This is a genomic window from Chryseosolibacter histidinae, from assembly GCF_018598225.1.
GTDB lineage: Bacteria > Bacteroidota > Bacteroidia > Cytophagales > Cyclobacteriaceae > Chryseosolibacter > Chryseosolibacter histidini.
The window spans coordinates 211,280-233,445 of sequence record NZ_JAHESF010000007.1 but is presented as its reverse complement, the minus strand read 5'-3'; the positions used below and the strand labels follow the sequence as shown (position 1 = coordinate 233,445).

17 protein-coding genes are annotated in these 22,166 nt (G+C 45.9%); 10 read left to right on the top strand and 7 right to left on the bottom strand.

The annotated features are described in order from the left end of the window. Positions 1-34 precede the first annotated feature (34 nt). The 4 genes from KK083_RS09635 to KK083_RS09620 all read left to right on the top strand — a co-directional run bounded on the left by KK083_RS09635 (position 35) and on the right by KK083_RS09620 (position 7,545). The gene (locus KK083_RS09635) at positions 35-5,464 is read left to right on the top strand and encodes an RHS repeat domain-containing protein (RefSeq protein ID WP_254162893.1); all 5,430 of its coding nucleotides are present in this window, start codon (positions 35-37) and stop codon (positions 5,462-5,464) included. 6 nt (positions 5,465-5,470) lie between these two features. Further along, the gene (locus KK083_RS09630; RefSeq protein ID WP_254162891.1) at positions 5,471-5,758 is read left to right on the top strand and encodes a hypothetical protein; all 288 of its coding nucleotides are present in this window, start codon (positions 5,471-5,473) and stop codon (positions 5,756-5,758) included. A 346-nt stretch (positions 5,759-6,104) separates the two neighbouring features. Beyond that, positions 6,105-6,677 carry a hypothetical protein gene (locus KK083_RS09625; RefSeq protein ID WP_254162889.1) on the top strand — a complete coding sequence of 191 codons (573 nt, stop codon included), beginning with the start codon at positions 6,105-6,107 and terminating at the stop codon, positions 6,675-6,677. Positions 6,678-7,158: 481 nt separating this feature from the next. Further along, positions 7,159-7,545, top strand: coding sequence for an Imm44 family immunity protein (locus KK083_RS09620; protein ID WP_254162887.1), 387 nt, complete (start codon positions 7,159-7,161; stop codon positions 7,543-7,545). Positions 7,546-7,869: 324 nt separating this feature from the next. Here KK083_RS09620 and KK083_RS09615 read toward each other — a convergent pair whose 3' ends face one another. After that, entirely contained in the window at positions 7,870-8,061 is a 192-nt protein-coding gene (locus KK083_RS09615; RefSeq protein ID WP_254162886.1) for a hypothetical protein, read from the bottom strand. Positions 8,062-8,683: 622 nt separating this feature from the next. Between KK083_RS09615 and KK083_RS09610 the strand changes: the two genes are divergently transcribed. Together KK083_RS09610 and KK083_RS09605 are read left to right on the top strand one after the other, a co-directional pair. Next, entirely contained in the window at positions 8,684-9,274 is a 591-nt protein-coding gene (locus tag KK083_RS09610; RefSeq protein ID WP_254162884.1) for a Crp/Fnr family transcriptional regulator, read from the top strand. 69 nt (positions 9,275-9,343) lie between these two features. Beyond that, a complete protein-coding gene (locus KK083_RS09605) occupies positions 9,344-10,093 on the top strand; it encodes an SDR family oxidoreductase (RefSeq protein ID WP_254162882.1) in 750 nt (249 codons plus the stop codon). A 156-nt stretch (positions 10,094-10,249) separates the two neighbouring features. Here the strand turns inward: KK083_RS09605 and KK083_RS09600 are convergent, their stop codons facing one another. Beyond that, complete coding sequence (locus KK083_RS09600; RefSeq protein WP_254162880.1) at positions 10,250-12,679, bottom strand: ABC transporter permease; 2,430 nt, start codon at positions 12,677-12,679, stop codon at positions 10,250-10,252. A gap of 224 nt (positions 12,680-12,903) precedes the next feature. On the opposite strand from KK083_RS09600, the gene KK083_RS09595 reads away from it, so the two are divergent. Both KK083_RS09595 and KK083_RS09590 read left to right on the top strand, forming a co-directional pair. Then, complete coding sequence (locus tag KK083_RS09595) at positions 12,904-13,362, top strand: hypothetical protein (protein WP_254162878.1); 459 nt, start codon at positions 12,904-12,906, stop codon at positions 13,360-13,362. Positions 13,363-13,406: 44 nt separating this feature from the next. Further along, on the top strand, positions 13,407-13,928 hold the full coding sequence (locus KK083_RS09590; protein WP_254162877.1) for a dihydrofolate reductase family protein: 522 nt from the start codon (positions 13,407-13,409) through the stop codon (positions 13,926-13,928). Positions 13,929-14,141: 213 nt separating this feature from the next. Here the strand turns inward: KK083_RS09590 and KK083_RS09585 are convergent, their stop codons facing one another. Both KK083_RS09585 and KK083_RS09580 read right to left on the bottom strand, forming a co-directional pair. Then, on the bottom strand, positions 14,142-15,896 hold the full coding sequence (locus KK083_RS09585; RefSeq protein ID WP_254162875.1) for a CocE/NonD family hydrolase: 1,755 nt from the start codon (positions 15,894-15,896) through the stop codon (positions 14,142-14,144). A gap of 537 nt (positions 15,897-16,433) precedes the next feature. Next, positions 16,434-17,207: a LuxR C-terminal-related transcriptional regulator gene (locus KK083_RS09580; protein ID WP_254162873.1), complete on the bottom strand. Its 774-nt coding sequence runs from the start codon at positions 17,205-17,207 to the stop codon at positions 16,434-16,436. Between the two features lie 174 nt (positions 17,208-17,381). Here KK083_RS09580 and KK083_RS09575 point away from each other — a divergent pair, with 174 nt between their 5' ends. Together KK083_RS09575 and KK083_RS09570 are read left to right on the top strand one after the other, a co-directional pair. Beyond that, positions 17,382-18,899: a hypothetical protein gene (locus KK083_RS09575; protein ID WP_254162871.1), complete on the top strand. Its 1,518-nt coding sequence runs from the start codon at positions 17,382-17,384 to the stop codon at positions 18,897-18,899. Beyond that, complete coding sequence (locus tag KK083_RS09570) at positions 18,896-19,435, top strand: YceI family protein (RefSeq protein ID WP_254162869.1); 540 nt, start codon at positions 18,896-18,898, stop codon at positions 19,433-19,435. The genes KK083_RS09575 and KK083_RS09570 overlap by 4 nt, the downstream gene beginning before the upstream one ends. A gap of 50 nt (positions 19,436-19,485) precedes the next feature. Here KK083_RS09570 and KK083_RS09565 read toward each other — a convergent pair whose 3' ends face one another. The 3 genes from KK083_RS09565 to KK083_RS32650 form a co-directional block, all read right to left on the bottom strand. Further along, on the bottom strand, positions 19,486-20,235 hold the full coding sequence (locus KK083_RS09565; protein WP_254162867.1) for a response regulator transcription factor: 750 nt from the start codon (positions 20,233-20,235) through the stop codon (positions 19,486-19,488). A gap of 25 nt (positions 20,236-20,260) precedes the next feature. Beyond that, positions 20,261-21,061, bottom strand: a complete 801-nt coding sequence (locus tag KK083_RS09560) for an alpha/beta fold hydrolase (protein ID WP_254162865.1) — start codon at positions 21,059-21,061, stop codon at positions 20,261-20,263. A gap of 69 nt (positions 21,062-21,130) precedes the next feature. Next, on the bottom strand, positions 21,131-22,003 hold the full coding sequence (locus KK083_RS32650) for a helix-turn-helix domain-containing protein (protein ID WP_317195220.1): 873 nt from the start codon (positions 22,001-22,003) through the stop codon (positions 21,131-21,133). Between the last annotated feature and the right edge of the window lie 163 nt (positions 22,004-22,166).

Sequence of the window (22,166 nt, the reverse complement as noted above, 5' to 3'; positions counted from 1 at the left end):
AAGAAAAAAAATGCACCGATTATAATCTGAATACATGAAAACCCCATCTCGTATTAAATATTTGTTGGCCATCCTTGTGTTCCTCGGTAACGTTAAATTCCTGAAGGCGCAGATGGCAGAGATCGTTAATGTAAGTTCCTACAATTGCGTAAATTTTTCACAGGAATTTACCCTTATAAATTGTGAGGGTTGTACGGATTTCCAGTGGACGATCTCGGGCCCGCACACCACCCCCCACGTTGCCGCCGATGGCAAGTCAGTCGATAATTTCTCTTGGACATCTCCAGGCACGTATGACTTGTCCTGTATGTATTATAACAGTGGCGGAGATGTCAACTTTGCATACTCCAATAGTATTGTTATACAGCAGAATGTAACGCCCGAAGTTACTATCTCACGATTACCAGCTACCAATCCCATAACGTTCGGCACCAACGTCACATTTACTGCAACTCCGGTTGGCAGTACCGGTGGATCATCACCTGCTTATCAGTGGTTCCTGAATAATGTAGCCCAAAGTGGTCAGACTGGTGTTCAATATTCCAATAGTACACTGCAAAATGGCGACCAGGTTTTTGTAAGGATGTATTCCAGCAATGCATGTCCGCCTGAGGGGTCTGATGATTCAAACTTGATCACTGTAAGTGTCACCTATTCAATTGCGCAACCTACGGTTTCCAATGCAGAAGGTACTTATGATGCCAGCACAACGCTCTCTGCTAGTGGAGCAAATACAAACGCAGGAGAAGTGTATCGTTGGTATGAATTTTCGACGGGCGGAAGCCATCTTCATGAAGGCCTGAGCTATTCTACAGACGTGCTGCTGAATCACAAAACGTTTTATGTTTCAATTTGGAATCCGAACGCCATGGCTGAAAGTGCCCGTGTTCCTCAAACAGTTACAGTTGTTGTGCCTCCACCTGATGCTCCGGCGATGTCGACCAACACTTGTGGCCCTAAAACCCTCACCCGCGGAAATCCACCTGCGAGTATTGTTTGGTACTGGCAGGGAACCAATGCCACTGGGCAGCAAGTTGTCAATAGTGCGCTTACTTATACTGTTACAGAAGCTGCCGGTCAGACCTATTATCTCAGGGCAAAAGCAGCAACAGCGAATATCTGGAGTACTTCTGTTGGAGTAAAAGTAACCACCGATCCAGTAGATATCGAAGTCGATGCTTATCAATCTCAGAACTCCGTGGTACAGGCAACCCATAGTGTCCGCCTAAAGCCGGGCTTTAAAGTGCAGCCAGGTAACCAGTTTAGGGGGCGCATTGCTATTTCTCAAACCGAATGCAACGACATCTACAACTGGTCAGAAGAGATACTGTATGATCAGGGTGGACAACCCATATCACGTTCACGCATTTATACTACCGGGTTGGGCCAGGCAATGCAAAGTCAAACCGTTGATTACCTCACCGGCAAAGTATGGGCGTCTCAGCCATTGTATGATAAGTTTAATAACGCCGCAGCAGGTACGCTGCCAGCTCCCATCCTCGAGAATGATTTTATCTACAAAAAGAAATTTGTTATCAATGCAACCACAGGACAACCCTATGGAGCCGACGATTTTGATGCTATAGCTACGTTAAACAATCCGAACGCTGTAGGCAACCAGGCCGGCACTGCGGGTTGGTATTACAGCAGCAACAATAACCTGGAGCCACAAACTCCCGTGACCAGCTATCCGTATTCTAGGAGCTATACGCTCGAGGGACCGGATCCAACTACATCAACCTCTGCTAGCCCAGGCGATCAGTACAAAATGGGCAGCGGCCACGAGATGAAAAGCGAAAGGCAATTGATTGGCGCCACCGATTTGGATCACTACTTTTCACTTCGCCATTATTTTGTGGAATCATCGCTACCTGCCACAGAGATGGGGTATAAACATATCACCACTGATCCTGATGGCAAACAAGCTGTAATCTTTGTGGATGCCGATGGTAGAACGCTGGCGTCAGCAACATATTTGAATGGCAGTTACGATAATTGGAGCTATTCATATTATAACGACCTGGGGCAACTGGTAGCCACTGTTGCGCCAAAAGGTGTGATCATTGCCCCTATCAATCCACCCCCTCCATATCCTCAATTCGTGACATTGTATCAATACGATCATCTCGGCAGGCTCATTCAAACCACTTCCCCTGACGAAGGTACTTCTAAGTTTACTTATAGTACAGATGGCAAAATCAGGTTCAGTGAAAACCAGGAGCAGCGGAACGCTTCGCCTAAGAGGTTCTCATATACCAATTATGACTACCTTGGAAGATTGATTGAATCTGGCGAGTATACTTCCGATGTAAACCTTGCAGGTACAAATTATGTTTTTCAGACACATTCCGAATCACCTGCGACCAATAGTGTTATCAGCACCGATCCAAACATTCTTGATGCTAAAGGCTTTGTATACGTCAGTTACCTGAGTCAGCCAACGAGGTGCTCGGACTATACCATAATAGATTATGACGAGGCGATGGCTGACTGCCCGGGAGGAGCTACGGCACAGACCAATGTAGCCGGACAGGTTTCCCGCACCAGGAACGCGAATGCTACGACCTGGTATAGTTATGATGAATTTGGCCAGGTAATAAAAACCTGGCAAAAACTTACCAATCCCGTTATTGCCGATCCTGAAGTCACTAAAACCATCGACTACACCTATGACTACTATGGCAACGTAACAGAGGTGGCCTATCAGAAAGATAATACCAGCGACCGTTTTTATCATCATTATGTCTATGATCGTAATAACCGGCTTTTAGAGGTCTATACAAGCAAAGACGGAACAGCCAGAACCCTGCAGGCAAAATATCAGTATTATCTGCATGGGCCATTGAAGAGAGTTGTGTTAGGTAACAACCTTCAAGGCATTGACTATACGTATACCATTGATGGCTCACTAAAAGCGATCAACCACGCGGACCCCGCCAAAGATCCGGGAGGTGATGGCGCGAATGACGCATTTGGCGAAACGCTTCATTACTACGACGGTGACTACCAGGGTGCAGGATACAGCGCGGGAACACAAACCATCAGCGGTTATACCAATCAATTTGGAGGTTTGATCAAAGGCATGAGCTGGCACAGTCCCGCAGATAACCACAACAAGCAACTCTATGCTTATCAGTACAACGACCGCAACTTTCTTACCAACGCTGTATGGGGAAATATGACTGGCTCAGCTGGCAGTTATAGCTTTTCACCTTCCAGCAACGAATCACATCGCGAAGCGGCCGGTAACTACGATAAGAATGGAAACATTGGCACCATGTTCCGGAAGGGGAAAAGCGGAAACGAGATCGCCAATTATGCCTATATCTATGAGTCTAATACCAATAGGCTGGATAAGGTCAATAACAGTTCAAGCGTGATGGTAGATTATGCCTATAACGCTATTGGTCAGATGACTCAGCAGACTGAGGGGCCCTCAAAGACATTCAACATAACTTACAATGCATATGGCCTCGTCAAGGAAATAAGAGACTACAACAATGTGCTTGTACAAAGCTATTATTATGACGATCGCGGCAATATATTGCAGAAGGTACTCCATAACAGCAACAGTGCGCTTCAAAAGTACACGACTTACATCAGTGACTTAGGCGGAAACGTGCTGGCAATTTATGAACAGACTGGAACAACAACTCTGGCATTGCAGCCCCTGGAGGTGCCGGTTTATGGGGCAGGCCGGGTAGCGGTCTACAAACCGGCAGCAAATAGGTATTTCTATGAGGTGAGTGATCACCTGGGCAACGTTCGCGCTGTGATCGGTGCGCCACAGACCGTTACAGCTACCGCCACCATGGAAACAGCCAATCAGAGCACGGAGCAAAACCAGTTTTTGCGGTATCAGAATGTTCGCATTGTGAACGCTGCCATTTTTGATCACACAAATGCAGCGGGTTCCCAGAACGCCATTCGCCTGTCAGGCAGTGCCAACGAGAAAACGGGGCTGGCAAGATCGTTCTCCGTGTCTCCGGGAGATGTGGTAAAACTCGAAGTATATGCCAAGTACGTAGATCCCAATTCGGCCAATGTAACTACGGCCTTGAATAACCTTGTGAACTCGATAGTCAACGGAACAGCCGCGCCAGGTACCGTTATCGATGGAGCAGCTTACAGCACCAACAGTTCCAATCCTTCCCCTTATGCTGGCATGCTCACACCGCCTTCTTCTTCGGGCCCGAAGGCATATCTCAATTATTTGTTCTTCGACAGGAACTTTGCTTTTCAATTGAGTAAGAGTGGCCTTGTTGCTGTAACGGAAGCTGCTAAAGAGACAGGCACCGACATAGCTCACGAAAAACTTTTCGCTCAGCTTAACATTACTGAGCCCGGCTTCATATACGCCTATCTTTCCAATGATAATCCAACACCTATAGAAGTATACTTCGATGATTTTTCAATCACTCATGAGCAGTCGGCCGTTGTTGCGGGAGCGGATTATATGCCGTTCGGATTGCCAATGGAGAACAGGGAAATTTCTGATGAGCCTTACCGATATGGATATCAGGGTCAGTTTAGTGAAAAGGATCTGACAACAGGACAACAAGAGTTCGATCTTCGCAATTATGACGCAAGATTTGGAAGGTGGTCGTCACCCGACCCATATGAGCAATATGCCAGTCCATATATGGCAATGGGGAATGTTCCGCATTTTTTTACAGACGCAACTGGCGGCTGGTCAGGATGCCCACCTGTTTGTCCTGAAGAAGTGATTGCAGCAACTACGGAAGGAGGTTCAATCGGAACTGCAATCTATGGTGGAATATTTAAGCCGGTAGAAATCCCAGGAACGCGAATTGGGAGTATAGCAGGTAAGCTTCCTAAAATTGTGTCTGCGACTGTTTCGGCAATCCCGAATGGAGTAATGTTTCAAGGAACAGATAAATCCTGGTATGCAGCGTATCCTACGAACGAGGGAAGTTACATTTACAAATATGAAAATGGAGAATGGCAGATGCACATCAATGAGCCGCAACTCAGACAAAATGATTGGAATAATTTGTTAAGAGCCCATGAGGTCATCAATAATCTAAATGCTAACATGGTGATGACTGCAATAGGGATGTTCTCCTTTTCAACAGGACTTCGTCAAGCAATGCCTGGTGCAATAGGTAATGGCGTTAAACCAACGCTTCAAGTCGCAGAGACTGGCGGCCAATTTTTTGATGATGCAGTTGCTGTATTTCACAAAGGAGAACTTAGCGGAGGTGTGGTTTCCTCAACGCGCGCGTTATCCACAGGTTTAGATGAAGCTTCTGTTGCTGCTTTGCAGCGTGCTGGAAAAGTTTGGAAGTTTAAAATCCCCAGACATGTACTTCAAAGATGGAAATTTGACGGACTTGTTGATACATTTGTTGATACGGATGCTGCAACTGGAGTGATTAATACCGAAATAAGGTTTTCACCAAAATTGGCTTCTCAAATGCAAAAATATCTTATAATACACTAAAAATCCATGAACATAAATTGCAAAACTTGCTGTGATATTTTTCTAGAAATGCTTAACGAAGCAGGGCATAAAGGTTTTTCAATACTTCTCACCGAATACCAGGCTGAACATAAGTATTACTTTGTATTACAATCCAGAAACCGGGATGTAGGCGATATCACAGGGAATACTTCGGTGATTCAAAAAGCCATTAAATACTGCCCCTGGTGTGGAACTGAGCTTGCTAAGGTAATTGATCTTAATGGAGAAGAAATTTCGAAATTATTCGAAATTAACAAGCATCTTGTAGTTTAGGAATTCATAAACAGCTCTATGTATTTAAGCTACAGCTAGCCCAAAGCTCGCCATCAGGAACCTTGGTTTTTAATGGATGAAGCTAAATACAAATTATAGAAGACGGAGCAGGACGTCCTGAGAAAATTGAAAAGGGTCAATTCTGGAGAGGCGAGAAATTTGAATAGATCATTTGCTTGGGCAAAGGGAACGGCGTTTAAGATAAATGGGAATCTCGGAAAGAATAAAAATTTCATTTGAAATTTAATTAGTGGCAAGTTCTTAGATTGACAGCGGGTGTAGTATTGGAAGAGATATTTAATCAGTATTTACTTAATTGTCTTACTATCAAGGCTGCCAAAAAAATATGAAAAACCTGATCATCATCCCCTTTCTAGCAACGTTTATTTCCCTGAAAGCTCAGCAACAAATAGTTTATTCTGGTCAGATCACTTTGAAGAAAGACAGGGTCTTCCAATCCCAGTCACACACCGTTGTGATCGCGGGGAAGAAAGTAACAATCAATCAAGCAAGCTTTCGCGAAGTTTCTTTTGACGGTAAATCGTATCAGGTGTCGGATGATCGCGTAAATCTGGACGGAAAGCGAATGGCCACATGGTCAGAGGATAAAATCGCGATCGCTGATAAAATTTACAGTTATCACTACGATAAACAAAACACTGAATGGGTCTACAGCCAGGATACAACCGCAGTGCTTACAACGAAATATCATAACCACGATGCTGGCAATAGTGAGGTAACCATCAATATAATTCATCCTATGGATGAAGCTGCGGTAGAATTGCTTTCCGTGATGTTGCTAACGAAAGAAGGCGAAAAACTAAAACGGAAGTCCACCTCTCCAATATGGCCAATGATCGGAGTAGCTACAGGACTAGCCCTTGTTCGCCTTGCAATGCAGTCTGCGGATGATGATTGATTGCACGTGAACAAATTCGAAGATCCGATACAATTTGATATTAAAAAGAAGATCGGAGACATTGAAATAGTATACTCCGATTTAACGGAAATTTCCCAGGGAGGTCCAGAAGTTAGGAAGATGTCAATCAATGGCATATGATAAATGGTCGCTTCGGAGGGCCTGCTCTTGCTAACGCTAATTATGTGTACTTGCCTGCTTATGTGCCAAAGTTTTTAGGAACAGGATTTAAGTTGGCAAGAATAAATACAGGCACGTTTCAGGTGGAATATTTGAGTAAGACTAAGGACCTTATTTTCCTTGATAGAATGGAAGGGGATCGAATCTACTTCTTTGAAGATATGAACAGAACAATTCAAAGGCATTATGACCTGTAGTATGACAAGGTTTTTTAGGTGTCTTATCTGCAAATTCAACCCATTTTGCCCAATGGCTAGAGTGTGAAAGAAATAGAAATTTGGTCAGGGCTAGCCTGGTAAGCATGAGACTATTTATAACATCCGATGCGAACTACGAGTCAAAGATTGATACAGCGTTCGATGGAATTTACAATGATGAGGTAAAGGAGCTTTTTGCAGTTAAAAACTATGGAGGATCATTGGAGACGATATCAATAATTCTTACGTGTAGAGATCCTCTTCTGAATTTTAAACAACGCATTAGATATTCAAAAAAGGAAAAGACGCTCTACATGGATATCATGTTTGATTTAGAAGAAGTGGTTAGATTGTCACATGAAGACAAAAAAAAGCTTCTTGCAAAGAAGCTTTCAGGCGAAGTTCCAGAGATCTTATCACGATACAAATACGAGGATTTTAATGTGAAGGAATTCCTGAATGACTTTATGCGATGGATAAAAAAGTATTAAGGTTCTGATCAGATCAGCACTATTGCAATTTTTAATTATCTAAGTCACCCTTTCACGTTTATTCGGCTATTTGGGACGTAGCGATATGTAGGCATTGATGTTTTTCGTCAAATATTTTTTCGTTACTTTAGACGTAAGAATTGCAGTCATCAAAGTGGTGAGTTAACTGGCGAGTACTTCTCCAAGCCACTTACAAGATATTGAAATACAGTAGAGTCGCCGTTAGGTTCGAAAACCTCCTCAAGTTATGGCTCGCCAGCAGCTATGGAACTAAAATATTCATGTAGGTACCCGCGATGAGATAGAAGGTGTCCCGTTCGTCTTTCAGCGCGGGTGCGGAAAGATCACCTGTTGATTGGGAAACGGTGAGGTAAGCCAGGTACTTTGAGGAATTTCCAGCGCCTGCGAAACAGGGGTCATGGCGTTTTCCGCCTCTTCTTCGCAAGCTGTGAAGAGCGCGAGGGCCATCATGACGGACAATAAAAATCGTTTTGAGAGACTGTCAGGAGCAACCATTGAAAAGGCGGGTTAGAAAGGGTTTATTAAAGAACCAAGTTTGAAAAAAATTCACTTAACACCATTGCTGTTGTGACTGAGCGCAGGCATAGTCCTGCTGACAGCCACAAATGTTATCCTCTATTTAGAGATCTCACATAAAGAGAAACGCCTTGAAGAAGCAGAGTATGCCCTTGTGCATTCCGCATTTTTCGACCACTGTGTTAAAATGTCAGCTTTTTGTGAGAGCTATATTTGTGCGGAAATATCGGGGCCATTTTTTTTTGTATTGCCACAATGCCGCCTGGGCGAAAAGTGATAATTTACTTCTGAGAAGACCGTCCGTTTCAGTGTACGTACTGAGTGGAAGGGCTTTTGCGTTCTATAACAAAAAAACTTCTCATACAATGAAAAAGATCAATGTTCTTATTGTAGATGATCATGCCATGGTCAGGGAGTCGTTATGCAGAGAATTACAGCAGCATCCGCTTGTCGAAGGTACCTATGAAGCTTCGGTTTGAAAAGCAATTCGATAAAAAGGATGAAACAGCGCTTTAAATGAGTGTCGTGCAAGGATAAATTTTGTAGCCATGTGTGCCAATTGTGCCTGGGAAGTTTTTAATTTTATTGAAACTGAATTGAAGTGAAGTTGAGCAGTTTTCAAAAAGATAAGATCCTGAGTTATCTCTCCGCGTTTCAAAAATTTTCGCACGAAGCGAAGGAAATGATCGCTTCCTCTTTTAATGTGAAACATTTTAGAGAAGGTGATTTTCTGTTCCCGGGCGAAAAGGTTTGTAACGACTATTTTTTCGTTGCTGAGGGTGTGGTACGCATCACGGCACCCAATGATGAAGGCCGTGACATTACTTATTTCTTTATCGGCGAAGCACAGCTATGCACCATATTGGATAGCTTCAACGCGGGCACCGTTACACAAAGCCGCATTCAGGCTTGCTGTGCCGCTGAGATCCTCGTCATCAATAAAAACACCCTGATGTCCCTGTTAACAAAGATCCCCTCCCTGGGCAACGTCCTCGACCAGATCAACCAGCACAGGTTACTGGATAAGATCCGGTTGAAGAATGCATTCGCAGGAAAGGACTCTGCCAGTAGATACAAGCTATTTTTGAGCCTGCAGCCCGATATTGCCTACCGCGTGCCGCTGAACCACATTGCGTCTTACCTCGACGTTACGCCTCAATCTTTAAGCAGGATAAGACGGAACGTTAAATAGGATCAGCGTTCGCATCCGTTTTTACCATTTGGTAAGTGCTTTGGCTGCCGGCTTCACGAACTTTGGCACATGAATGAACAAAATATGTCAGGTTATCGGAGATCATTGGAAGGAAAGAAGACCGTGCATTTAGGTGCAAGCTCGGGAATTGGATTGGCAACCGCCATGGAAGCGGCATCGGAAGGTGCACAGGTAATTATTGTTTCAGGCAATCAAAAGAAGATCGATGAGGCGTTGAAAAGCCTTCCTTCCGGCGCTGAAGGCTTCGCGGTCGATCTGTCGCGTGAAGAGAACATTGAAAAGTTCTTTGCAGGCATAGGTCATTTCGATCACCTGGTTTTTTCAGCAGGAGAAAACCTCACGTTGAACAGGATTGAATCGACCAGTATCGCAGAGGCGCGTGACTTTTTTACACTGCGGTTTTGGGCGGCGTTCGCTTCGATAAAATACGGCTCCCGGTTGATCAACAAAGGGGGCTCCATCTCATTGATGAGCGGCACGGCCAATGCCCGGCCAGGATCAGGATGGTCTGTAGCATCGTCCATTTGTGGCGCCGTTGAGGGGTTGGTACGCGCCATGGCTGTTGAGCTGGCGCCGATACGGGTGAATTGTGTTGTTCCCGGTGTGATTCGCACACCCTTATGGAACAGTTTAAAGGACAGTGACCGCGAGGCGCTTTATTCACATTACACAAACACACTGCTGCTGCAAAGGGTTGGCGAAGCCCGTGACGTTGCAAGAGGATTTATTTATTTAATGACCCAGGAATTTGGAACAGGCCAGGCACTGATTATTGATGGAGGCACACTGTTGGTTTAAAGATAACATATTGTTCTGCCCTGGCGTTGTCACACGCCGCGGCCAGCTGCGAAAGATTGTCAAGGTGAGATGGGGGAAATTTTCATCGACCCAAGGTGCGCATTAATTTAGTGACCTGTATCCCATGGGTGTTACGCCCCTGCTTTTCTTGAAAGCCTATTCATTGCGCAGTGATTTTACTGGATTTCGCGTAGCCGCCTTCAGCGACTCGAAGCTTACCGTCACTAAGGCTATAAGCATGGCTCCTGCGCCGGCATATAGGAAAATAAAGACATCTACCTCGGTCTTGTAAGCAAAACGTTGAAGCCATTCATTCATGAGATACCAGGATAGGGGAGCCGCCAGCAAAATGGCCATCAGCACAAGTTTGATAAAATCCCGTGAGATCAGCCCGATGATCTGGTCAATGGAAGCACCCATAACTTTGCGAATGCCAAATTCTTTGAACCGGCTTTCTGCAATGAAGGATGACAATCCATACAAGCCCAGGCAGCAGATGAGCATGGCAAGTGCCGTAAAGACCGTGATGACCCGAAATGTTCGCTGATCTTCGGTGTAAAGCCTGGCCAGATTTTGGTCCAGGAATGAGAACTCAAAGGGAGTTGACGCGGTCTTTTTCCAAACGCTTTCAGTATACGCAATTGCACGACTTAGATCTGAACCGGTGGTTTTGATCACCAAGTGATCGAACATATCCCCCTCGGCCGGGGTGCGTGGTTTCAGAAATGTAGGCGCTATGAATTCATGAAGCGATTGCCGGTGGAAGTTGGCGATTACGCCGGTAATCTCATATTGAATAAACGCTCCCGATGCGTCGGTAAAAATGGCTTGATTTAGTTTTTGTCCGATGGCCTGTGCCGGTGTGAAGCCCAGTGCTTTCGCTGAAGCTTCATTGATGATGATGTTGTTTTGTTCGGCTTCAAGGTTGTCCGTAAAAGCCCGTCCGGCAAGCATCCGCATGTGCAGCACATCAGTAAAGTTATAGTCTACATCATTCATGGAATGGCCGACGCCCTGCTCTTTGGTAGCGCCCTGCCGATACAGCACAATATCGTTCCAGTAATGTCCAGGAAGGTAGTCGGCACCAGACACTTTTTTTATAATAGATTCTTGTAGAAGCTGCCCGCGCAGTGCCTGATACGATTTTTTGTCCTGCTCGGTGCGTAGTGGTAAAACGATAATGGTCTCGGGTTCGAATCCCAGGTCTTTTTCGCGAATGAACCGAAGCTGTGTGGAAATGACAAACATGACACAACCCATGGTAATGGCTATCATGAATTGAAAAATCACAAGCGATCTTCGCAACGCTCCCGAAGATCTGCCGGCTTTGAATTTGCCCTTCAATACCTGCGCAGGTTGGAATGACGACATGTAGAACGCCGGATAACCGCCTGCCAGCAGCCCCGTAATGATCGTAAGCGCTATAAGAAGCAACAGAAATGATATCGGGCTCATATCATAAAGTGAAATGCCTTTGCCTGTAAGCGAATTGAAAAAACCGAGCGCCGCCACCACCAGGAACGTGCTGATGACGATGGAAATGGCTACGATCACCATAACTTCGCCCAGAAGTTGTGCCACCAATGCGCTGCGAAATGCGCCCATCACTTTTCGAACGCCTATTTCATTGGCCCGTTTTGCAGCTTTTGCCGTGGAGAGATTGATAAAATTGATACAGGCAATAAGTAAGATAAAGATGGCAAGAGAGGCGATCACATAGATATACATAATGCGGGGGTTTTTATCGGCCACCGATTTTAAATAAATATCCTCTACAGGTTCCAGGCTGAGTGTTTTGCTGAACCCGAATGCCTTGACAGCCTCGGCACCATGCTTCATCAGCACCTCATTCATCTTCCGTTCTACTTCGCTCGCATTGCTTCCCGGGTGTACCCGTATGTAAGAGGGTACAAAGTTCTGGCCCGCCCATTCGCCGGAATTGCGTACAAATTCAGCAATACCGCCCGGGCTTGTTATCGAGAAAAAGAAATTGGCCTGGATATGACTTCGTTTTATATCGCGTATCACGCCGGTAATGGTGTAATCTGCCGGCGCGCCACCCTGGGTGATCGAAATAGTTTGGTTCAGCGCGGGGTCGTTCCTGAATAATTTGCGGCTTAACGATTCGGTAATGACAACACTGTTGGGATAGCATAACGCTTTTACCGGTGTGCCTTCGATGAATTGAAAAGTGAAAAGATCAAACAACGTGGAATCGGCCGCGTATCCGCCGGTTTCATAAAACGTCTCCAGTTGATGACGTATCAGGAAATGAGTTACATCTGGTGGCGTTACGATGCGAAGACTTTTTTCGATCTCCGGAACTTCTGCCTTTATGGTCATGGCGATGGGAGGCGAGCAGGCCGCCAGCGTTTCCGCATTCGCCCCCCTTTTCAGGTGTGTGACAATGCGGTAAAGGTTTTCGATACCGGCATGCTGATGATCAATACTGAGCTCGTCCTGAATAAACAACATGAGCAATAGGCAGCAGGCAATGCCAATAGACAAACCGAAGACATTGATAAAGGAGTAGGATTTGTTTCGCACAATGTTGCGAAAAGCTACCATGATGTAGTTCTTAAACATAGGAACGGGTCGGTTGATTTGTGTATCTACCTGCCAGGTAGTAAAAGGTTACAGTCGCAAGTGAGGTGCTCACATCAATGCGCTATTGGCGTGGGCCCACTTATTCGTGACACCGTAGGCTCAGGCTTGCGAAATGTACGCGAGGCTTAGCAATTAGTTCTTTCGGGCTATTTAGCCGGCCACTTGACAGAGCGACCTTGCGCCAAAATCTAAAACATAATGTTATGTTGGCATCGAAAGCTGGTAAATTGAATTTCCATATTTTTTGCGCGCTGTCCTTCTTTAGTTTCGGCACAGCAATGATGGATTATTTCTTAGTATATCCGTCACGGGCTATTGTAGGCAACGAAGAATTTGTTGCGTATCACGCATTGCTGGAGACCGCCATTCTTCCGGTGAGTGTAGTGCCATTCTTTATCATCACTGTACAGAATGTGTTTTTGTTCTGGTTCCGCCCAGCAAATGTTGAAAAAGGACTGGTTGTTGTGTCGCTGTGTTGCCTCCTGTTTGACTGGGCCTCGTCGATCTTTGTGCAGATTCCGATGAATCTGCAACTGAATGAAGGGAAGGATATCACACTGATTCAAGAAGTGATGGATACAAATTGGGATAGAGTGTTTCTGGAATCTACGCAGGCGTTTTTCGTTCTGATCATGATGGTAAAGGGCGGCAGTAATGAGTGAGGTATTTGTGTAGCGTGAAAATTACGATCATTGAACTATAAAATATGTTAACCAAATTATATGCATCCGTTTCGTTGAACGGTCAGTTGCTGGTTCAGGAAAAACGGCTCACGTCACCACCGGCAGCGCTAATGATGGATTTTATGCAGCATGTGCATCGCGCAGGCAATATGATCATGGGCCGGAAGACTGCACTATCGCTGATCGGCAATGCGCAGGTACTCGAAAGCTTTTCAGGGGTGCATATTGTTGTGCTGTCGAATCAATTGCCGGGAGATCACTTCTGTGCTGTAGTGCGTACACCTGAAGCAGCGCTGCGGCATCTGAAGGCAAGAGGATTTAAAACCGCATTCATTGCAGGCGGTGCCGATACTTACAATTCGTTTTTGACGCACGATCTTGTTGATGAGCTGATCGTGAATATCAGTCCTGAAATTACAACGAACGGAATACCGTGGGTGTCACGCCCCGACTTCAGCCTTCAATTTGGACTCGAGGAAATGAAGATGATCAATGCTTCGATTTCACAGCTACGGTTCCGCAAACAAAGGGTTTTTATTCTTTAATGCGTAGTGATGTTTGCCCAGCTATACGATGTATTGAGTTCCCGCAAATCGCAAGAGGATCTGGTTGATGGTTTAAAAGCGGAAATGAATTACCAGAGCATGTTAAAGGGCGGTTTTTCGATGATCGCTTCGAGCGCATCAAAACACCGCCCGCTTTTATAAAATGTCCATCCTGCTGATGCGCATAACATTCATGTTTCCGTCGTCAGCAATTCACTGCCCGATGGATGAACCGGGGATATAAACACTTGAATGATATGAATGGCCGGAATGGATTTTCAAAAGCCCGGTTTTAGCGTCGCGCCGTGTTTCTTTAAACACGTCTTTCCCACTGCCGTAATTTTTTTGTGTGGCAGCTTCATTGATGATCCGAAACGTCAGGCGGATGCGTGAACCTTTGGCAATACGCTTGCCCATGAAATAGGCGTTATCGAGATGGAACCGGCGCACTTCCCTTTCCTTTAATAACTGTTTCTTTCGATCATCAGCCATGCTCAGTCGTTGTGTCATCAGCGACAGTGGATAACTCTTGCCTTCAGCCGTAACTTCGTAGTACTGAAGCTCGATATCCGCGTCCCGGATATCAGTGGCACTTAAATAGAGCGTGGCCACCGGAGATCCGATCAGGTCAAATGGCTTTTCGAAAACAGGCGAATCGAAGATCAATAGTGGTGTTTGCCGGAGATAATTTTCATTGCCATCTACTGGTAGCGGAAATTCATCATTGAAAGACAGGGCACCGCGATATGTATAGTTGGCGCCAAGCGTATCGGCAATACTGCGTGCATCAAATTTCAGCGGCAAAACAGACGCGGGTTGTCGTTTTACTGACAAACTTTCTTTTCCAATGTGGAATTTTAATGTATCCTTCGCCATGGCAGACAATGAGGGGGCATGCCGCCAGCCATCGCCGATCACATACACATTCACCCTGTCTTTGATCACCTCAGGCATCGGCCCGTTCTTAAGTACATGGTTATACCATTGCGCGCTCAGCATTACTTTATTGACGTAGGCAATACTGTCGAACCTGTAGTAATGGTAGCGGCTGAAATGTTTTGCGTTTTGACCCGTGAAATGATCGTAGGGGCCGATCAGCAGGTAGTGACGGTTATCCGGATTGTTTCTCTGATGCATGTTGTAGTAATACATGGCGCCGCGCTGGTCAGAATCAAAATAACCTGTAATGGAAAGTACCGGGATGTTGATCTTCCTGAACTCGGCAGCCGAAGGTAGCTTTGACGACCAGTACGAATCGAACGTTGGGTGCGCCAGCCATTGCTGGTAGGTAGCATTGCGTTTGCCTTTTAATGAATCCAGATCAAGCGAACGAAGTCCTTGCCTGTAGTGCGCGTTGTAGAGCTGCCGCCAGGCAACGGAGTCGTTAACAGTATTGTCATTGACATAGGGCGCTCCAAAAAAAGATAACCAGCGAAGTGAATAGTTCATCGAGATGCCATTCAGTATCGGGAAGTCTTTCCCGGGTGCTGCCGCAACCATGGGAACAATGGTCTTCAACGCGGGATGCGGATTCTTCATGGCTGCCCATTGTGTATAGCCCAGATACGAACCACCCCCCATGGCCACTTCTCCATTGCACCAGGTTTGTTTGCTCAGCCAGTCGATCACCTGGCGAACGTCACCGGCATCATGTTCAAAAGGAGCAACGCTGCCTGTAGATCCGCCAGAGCCCCGTGTATAGATCTCTGCGTAGGCATATCCAAGATTGGTGGCGAGCTGGAAGATGAATGCGTTGGCTGCAAGGTCGGTGAGGCGTGCATAACAGTTGAAGCGGAACAGTACGGGCACACGTTCGCCGGAGGCCGGGTAAGAGAGATGGCCCGCTAACTGAGTACCATCATCAAGCTTGATCCGTACATTTTCAATGACCTTGTATGACTGCTTCTGACCTTGGGCAGCACAGGCGGAACTCAAAATGAAAAAAAGAAATAAAGATCTTGTGAACATCTCAGTGAAGCTTTTTAATTGATACATAGCGAAGTGCAGTTCTTCAAAAAACCGGCTGCAAAGATGCAGATCAGGTTTCTCCATGTCATTAGTACTTTAGCACCATTTCCAACGGAGCGCCACAGTGCATGCCGCCTGATGCAGCGCAATGGGTCCGAAAGGACTATTGGTAGCAGGGCGCAGGGAAGGTATTCTTGCTGCATCTAACTAAAAATTATCGTATGAAAAGCAAACTATTGCTGACCCTGTTGGCCTGGCTTATGTTCATGTGCAACAATGAGGATGAGCCGGGGCATTCCTGTAAAAGTATGTGGTAAGGAGTGGAACACAAGGAGTGCCGTCTAAAGGTTCAAAAACCGGAGGAAGGAAAACCATGGCCCGTTTCCGAAATAGTCTATCTCTCCAACCGGCAACAACACCTGTTGCATATGCCTATTCAATTTTTGTCAAAGAGAAGTAAGTCTGGCTTTTAAAAAAAATAGAGTGGCTTTTCCAGGGCCACTCTTTTATGATTTTCCGCAAAGTTATCGGTGAACGCTAGGATGCTGATCTTTGAACGTAGTTGGCAAGCTCGATGCTGTTCCTGACATTTATCTTTTTAAATAATATTTGTTTGTGGTTCTTAACCGTATAAATACTGATGCCTAACCGATCTGCTATTTCACGGTTTGAAAATCCTTTGATCACAAGCGTTGCAATATCGTTTTGTCTGGGGGTGATGTCCTTATCCTCCTGCTGCGGATGATAGGTGTGTATTTTCACAAAATTGCCATTGATCCTTTTGTGCACTTCCAGCTTTACATGATAGAATTTTTCTTCCTTCGACACATCCCTGTACAACATCATAAAGATGTAATTGTTTTCCCGTATGCTCACCGCAAGCTGCTCGTTCCTGATATGAATATACTCGCCACGCCCGTTCCTGAACCTGTAATGAATGACAAAACGATGAAGCTCCGGATCGCCGGGCTTTTGAGCCTTGATAAAGCCGAAGCATTGTTGCACGGATGGCAGGTCGTGCGGATGGATCAATCCGAAAAAGTCCGGCAACGACATTTTTACAAGCTTTTCCAGCGGGTGCCCCAGGATCTGTTCACAGCTCTGGCTGAAGTATTGAATTTTTGCGTGCGATACAGGACATAAGCCCAGGCCGCTTTTGGGAAAGAGCCTTTCAGCAAATTGCAAATGGCTAAGAATGATCTGCTCATCCTGTTCAGCCACAAAGGCCTTTGCCGGGTCGGAAAATATCTCCTGCCCGGCAAACAGATCTACAAAAGCTCTTGATGCAGTTTCACCGTTTATTCTCATCATCCATCCATTGAAGATCACTAACGTCTTTCTCGGTAGCGTGTAAACGCCGGCAGCCACGGTAGGGTTGTGCGCACAACGGCCGGCCGGCCATAAGCGAAGATTGATTCTTTGGGGCTATACCACCAATGGCATCCAAAAAATGACATTTGCGTCCGAAAAAAGCAGTTTGTAATTATGAAAAAGATCTGCACTGCCGTGGTGGCCTTGCTGATTGTCACCTTATTGGTTTCATTCACCGCTCATTTTGAAGGCAATATTCCTAAAACATGGGATCTGAAGGCCATCAAAAATTTTCATTTACCGCCTCCCGATACAGCCGTGGAAGTAAACTACGCACCCGAAGCATATTATTATGAGCTGCCGGAGCACATCATTACAAAGGTTTATCCAATGTACATCCGGGAAGCAGAACGCCCTGGCTACCTGGATTCCTTACGACAGCTGGAGCCTGAGCTTGTATTTGATCCTTCGAAACTAAAAACACCGGAAGATTGGGTGAAAGCCGGTGAGCTGGTTTTCCATTGGCCGGTCGCCTACACGCCTGTTGGCGGAAAAGTTTCTGCAGTTGATTCGGCCCTCTTCAGAAATTCAAACGGAAGAATAACGAAAGAAGGCGTTTACCCATTCAGCAGCTACGTGGTAAACGAAAAAGGCAAGCTGCTCGTAGGCTCATTATCCTGTGCATCGTGCCATACCCGCGTAACGCACTCGGGTGAGGTTATTCCCGGAGCACAGGGTAATGTTTTTAACAACGTCAGGTTTGTGAGCATGATCCTGTCCGGAAAAGTCCCTTTTCCGGTTTTCCAGGAATCAACATTTAGACTCGCTTACGCTCCGTGGGCGCCGGAAAGTCTGGCGAACAAGCCTGCAACCGTTGAAGAGTTTGCTGCTTTTTTTAAAGCCAGCCGGCCGGGAGTTTCAGACCGCCAGGGCGCGGCATACCTGTATCCTGCCATGATCCCCAGCCTGATCGGTATCAAAGAGATCCGGTACCTTGACCGCACCGGCTTAATGAAACACGAAAGCCCGGCAGATATGATGCGCTACGCCGCGTTCAACCAGGGCATGGACATGCTTACTGCTTACAATGGATTTATTCCGGGAGGTAAGAATGGCAACACACAATTGCCGGCGCCAGCGGAATGGAGTCATCCCTTTGGCTATGTCGGAAAGCGTTATAGCGACGAACAGCTTTACGCCCTCACACAATACATCTATTCCCTGCAGCCGCCAAAGAATCCGGAGACGTATTCCCGGAAGTTGGTTGCACACGGAAAATTGGTATTCAACCAGTCCGGCTGTGTCACCTGTCACACGCCCCCGCTCTATACAAACAACAAGCTTACACCCGCCAATGGATTTGAGCCACCGGAGGAGCACTTCAACAAGTATGATATCTTCAATGTTTCAGTGGGAACAGATTCTGTTACGGCATTGTACTCACGCAGGGGCACAGGCTACTACAAAGTGCCTTCTCTGAGAGGCGTGTGGATGCAGGATGCATTTTTTCACAACGGCAACCTGACTACCCTGGAAGAAGTTTTTGATCGTAAGCGACTTTCGCCCGGATATGTGCCTTCGGGATATAAGCCACCACACCTGAAGACAATGGCCGTGAAAGGGCACCCATTCGGCCTCGACCTGAGCGAAGCTGACAAAAAAGCGCTGATCACATTTCTGAAAACTTTATGATGCTAAAGGCAGTGACGTTGTATTTTTTTGCGGCATTATACCCGATTACCCATATCGGCGCACAAAATAAACCGGCCGCCACCATACCATCCCTCGTGAGCTTCAGCATCCTGAATGCAGGAGCTGAAGTAAAAGGCACTATGGAAATTTCAAACGTCGATATTCATTTCAATCCGAAAGACCCGGCGCAGAGCACCATTTCAGCCAGCGCAGATCCTGCCACGATCGACACAGGAATTTCGATACGTGATGAACATCTTAAGAGAAGTGATTATTTCAATGTTGAAAAGCATCCTGAGATCCGGTTGCAGTGTACAGGATTCCGAAAAGTAGCGCGCAGGTTTATCGGATATTTTGATCTCACCATCAAAGGTATAACAAAGCCAGTGATCATTTATTTTACATGTACTTCCAACAATAACAACCTTTTATTGAGAGGCACCTTTGACCTCAACAGGCTGGACTACAACCTTGGAGAAAAAAGTATCATACTGGATGAACAGGTAAAAGTTCGGATTACATTTTTGACACAATAGCTTGCTGATGGATGCAGAGGATGTCTGATTGATTTTTCTGCGGGTCAGCCTCAGAAATAGTTCTTCAGATCCATGCGCGCATTAAGTTCGAGGCTTGAGGTTACATCGAGTTTCCTGAACAGCGATTGTTTGTGATTCTTGACGGTGTAAACGCTGACGAATAGCCGGTTAGCAATTTCCTTGTTGCGCAAGCCCATGCGTGTTAATTGGGCTATCTCGCGTTCTCGCGGGGTAAGTACGTCACTCACCCGGCCAGGGGCGTATTCGAATGCTGGCAAGAACGATCGGTTCACGCGTTTGACTATTTTTAACTTTGGAACATTGAAAATTTCATGACCCGTCAGGTCTCTGAACAGATGAATAAAAATTCTGTTTTCTGTTTGCAGAACCATCCGCTGGTCTTCTATGTACCTGATCGTTCCATGTCCATCCACAATTCGGTAATAGAAAATGGCACGATCGTGGTCTCCCATACCGGCACATCGGCTAAGCAAGTAACTGTAACAACTGGTGAACCCTTTGATATCATCGCGATGGATCAATTGCACAAATTCCGGGGCGGAGAGGGTTCTCAGAAAATCACTCTCATGCCCCAGAATGCTGCTGCTATTGTCACTTACGTAGGCCACCCGCTGCAGTGTATTGGCGTAAGCGATCAGCGCCACACCGGGAAATAATTCTTCCGCCGTGATAAAAGCCTGCCTGATCGAATCATTGGAAATGGTTGGGATAGCTGACCTAAGTTGTCGCTCAGTGCAGCTATCCATCAACTTCCTCGCCAGGCGATAGTCGTTTCCCATTGCTCAAACAGGAGGTGCTAATTGGTTATTTCACCTCATTTAAGATATCCACAAGTTTTTCAGGCATGGAGAAAAAAGGCGAGTGGCTGCTTGCAAGCTTATACACTTTCTTGCAGGGCACATGTGTCGACAGGAATGTCTTGTCCATATCCCTGCTCTCGGTGCAAAGGATATAGTATTTCGGTATCATTCCGTAAACATCATCGGTCAGATGGAGTGGCGTTGCCAAAGGAGCAATTGGTTCTTTTGAGATCCGGGGTAATGCAAACTCTTTATCTTCTTCAGCGCAATCGTGATAGAAGATCTCTGCCACCATGGCTGGATTAACCGAATTTGTTTTGTGATCTTCCGAGACAATGAGATTCTCGACAAGCATAGGTTTACGTGAATTCGGCGTCAGATTTTTCAGCGTGGCGTCTACCAACGCAAACAGCGATTCCCCGTCTCTGGGAAGGAACGCATCGAGATAGACTAGCGCCGAGATTTTTTTTCTGCCCAGCTTTTCCGCTGCTTGTGAAATTACGATGCCTGACATTGAATGTCCGACCAATATTACCTGCCCGTTTTGAGCATTGACAGTTTTCACTACTTCATTTACGTAGTCATCCAGGCTGATATCCGATGTACGCCCCGTATCGTGCCCGTGCCCTGGCAGATCCACGGCTATTGCTTTATGGCCCCTGGCTTGCACCAACGGGATCACTTTATCCCAACACCAGGCACCATGCCATGCCCCGTGAACCAATATGTAAGTTTTACCGGATTGAGAAAATGCATCATTTGTCATTGTTAATAAAAATAATGGTAGAAAATAGATAGACTTCATAACGGAATTAAATTATGAAGCAAAATTGATGGTTGCCCGCCAATAACAGGTGGTAAAAAAAGGACATTGTTAAGCCAGGAAGGCAGATGACTCCGCGCGGCTTTTATAAACTTCGGATGCAAGGCCGAGTCTTCGCTCGGGTGAGTTGCTTTCAATGAGGTGAAAGTCGTTGGGTGTATTCTTCGTGAATTCCTTATAATCCTTGACCAGGTGCTGGTAATCGAAATAGCCGCATTCAAAAGCTATTTGCAACCAATCGCGGTCCGGATAGGCGTTCTTGATATTGACCGCTTTGGTAAAGCGAATGATCTTCAGGTATGTTTTTGGATTAACGCCTGTCCGTTCATAGAACTTTCTTGTGAACTGTTTTGGAGATAAGCACGACTCTCCGGCGAGCCAGTCGAGAGAAACCTTTCCACCGGAAGTTAGCATTAACCTGCTGACGGTATCCAACCGGTGTGCCTCTTTCCGTGCCTGGCGTGTTAGGGAGCTCACAAATCGGTCGGCCACCAAAGCCATTTGACTGTAGCCCGCGGCACTTTGCAACTGCTCAAGCACTGACCGGATATTTCGTGAAAAGACATCTTCAGCGTCAAGGTATTGATCGGCAAGCTCAGAAGAGGATATCCCGGTGAGGCGAAATACTGCGGTGGGCTGAAAAACAATGTTGAATGTTATAAAATCTTTTCCTGATAAATACCGATTGATCACGGATGTTTGCTGGCCCGTAAGGACAACCTGAAATTTATAATCCTTTTTTGCACCACTACCCAATTGAATCAACTCCCGTTCCCGGAGAAAAAAATGAAGGCATATTTCCGGCCGTGGGGCATATGCTTTAAGGACAGATTCCGGCGCATTCTCGAAATTAAAGTGAACGATTCGGTAGCACCGGACGAATTCTCTCAGCGATGGATGAGGCGCAAAATCTTTCAAGATCATTACGAATCAAATTAGGTGTAAACTTGAAACGTAAATTTTTAACATTAGTTTTCAGGGCACCTTTCACACCAGCGTATGACTTTTACGGGTATCAGATGTAAAGGCCAGGTTATTGAATCCTCGCCTTTACATCATGCATATCCAACAGCTATAGCGTTGAAGT

Bases quoted from the DNA above. Each gene is read 5' to 3' on its own strand.
- KK083_RS09635 (WP_254162893.1), top strand. From the start codon at position 35: ATGAAAACCCCATCTCGTATTAAATATTTGTTGGCCATCCTTGTGTTC.
- KK083_RS09560 (WP_254162865.1), bottom strand. From the start codon at position 21,061: ATGAAGTCTATCTATTTTCTACCATTATTTTTATTAACAATGACAAAT.
- KK083_RS09570 (WP_254162869.1), top strand. From the start codon at position 18,896: ATGATGCTAAAGGCAGTGACGTTGTATTTTTTTGCGGCATTATACCCG.
- KK083_RS09590 (WP_254162877.1), top strand. From the start codon at position 13,407: ATGTTAACCAAATTATATGCATCCGTTTCGTTGAACGGTCAGTTGCTG.
- KK083_RS09585 (WP_254162875.1), bottom strand. From the start codon at position 15,896: ATGTTCACAAGATCTTTATTTCTTTTTTTCATTTTGAGTTCCGCCTGT.
- KK083_RS09575 (WP_254162871.1), top strand. From the start codon at position 17,382: ATGAAAAAGATCTGCACTGCCGTGGTGGCCTTGCTGATTGTCACCTTA.
- KK083_RS09600 (WP_254162880.1), bottom strand. From the start codon at position 12,679: ATGTTTAAGAACTACATCATGGTAGCTTTTCGCAACATTGTGCGAAAC.
- KK083_RS09630 (WP_254162891.1), top strand. From the start codon at position 5,471: ATGAACATAAATTGCAAAACTTGCTGTGATATTTTTCTAGAAATGCTT.
- KK083_RS09625 (WP_254162889.1), top strand. From the start codon at position 6,105: ATGAAAAACCTGATCATCATCCCCTTTCTAGCAACGTTTATTTCCCTG.
- KK083_RS09580 (WP_254162873.1), bottom strand. From the start codon at position 17,207: ATGATGAGAATAAACGGTGAAACTGCATCAAGAGCTTTTGTAGATCTG.
- KK083_RS09605 (WP_254162882.1), top strand. From the start codon at position 9,344: ATGAATGAACAAAATATGTCAGGTTATCGGAGATCATTGGAAGGAAAG.
- KK083_RS32650 (WP_317195220.1), bottom strand. From the start codon at position 22,003: ATGATCTTGAAAGATTTTGCGCCTCATCCATCGCTGAGAGAATTCGTC.
- KK083_RS09615 (WP_254162886.1), bottom strand. From the start codon at position 8,061: ATGGTTGCTCCTGACAGTCTCTCAAAACGATTTTTATTGTCCGTCATG.
- KK083_RS09595 (WP_254162878.1), top strand. From the start codon at position 12,904: ATGTTGGCATCGAAAGCTGGTAAATTGAATTTCCATATTTTTTGCGCG.
- KK083_RS09565 (WP_254162867.1), bottom strand. From the start codon at position 20,235: ATGGGAAACGACTATCGCCTGGCGAGGAAGTTGATGGATAGCTGCACT.
- KK083_RS09620 (WP_254162887.1), top strand. From the start codon at position 7,159: ATGAGACTATTTATAACATCCGATGCGAACTACGAGTCAAAGATTGAT.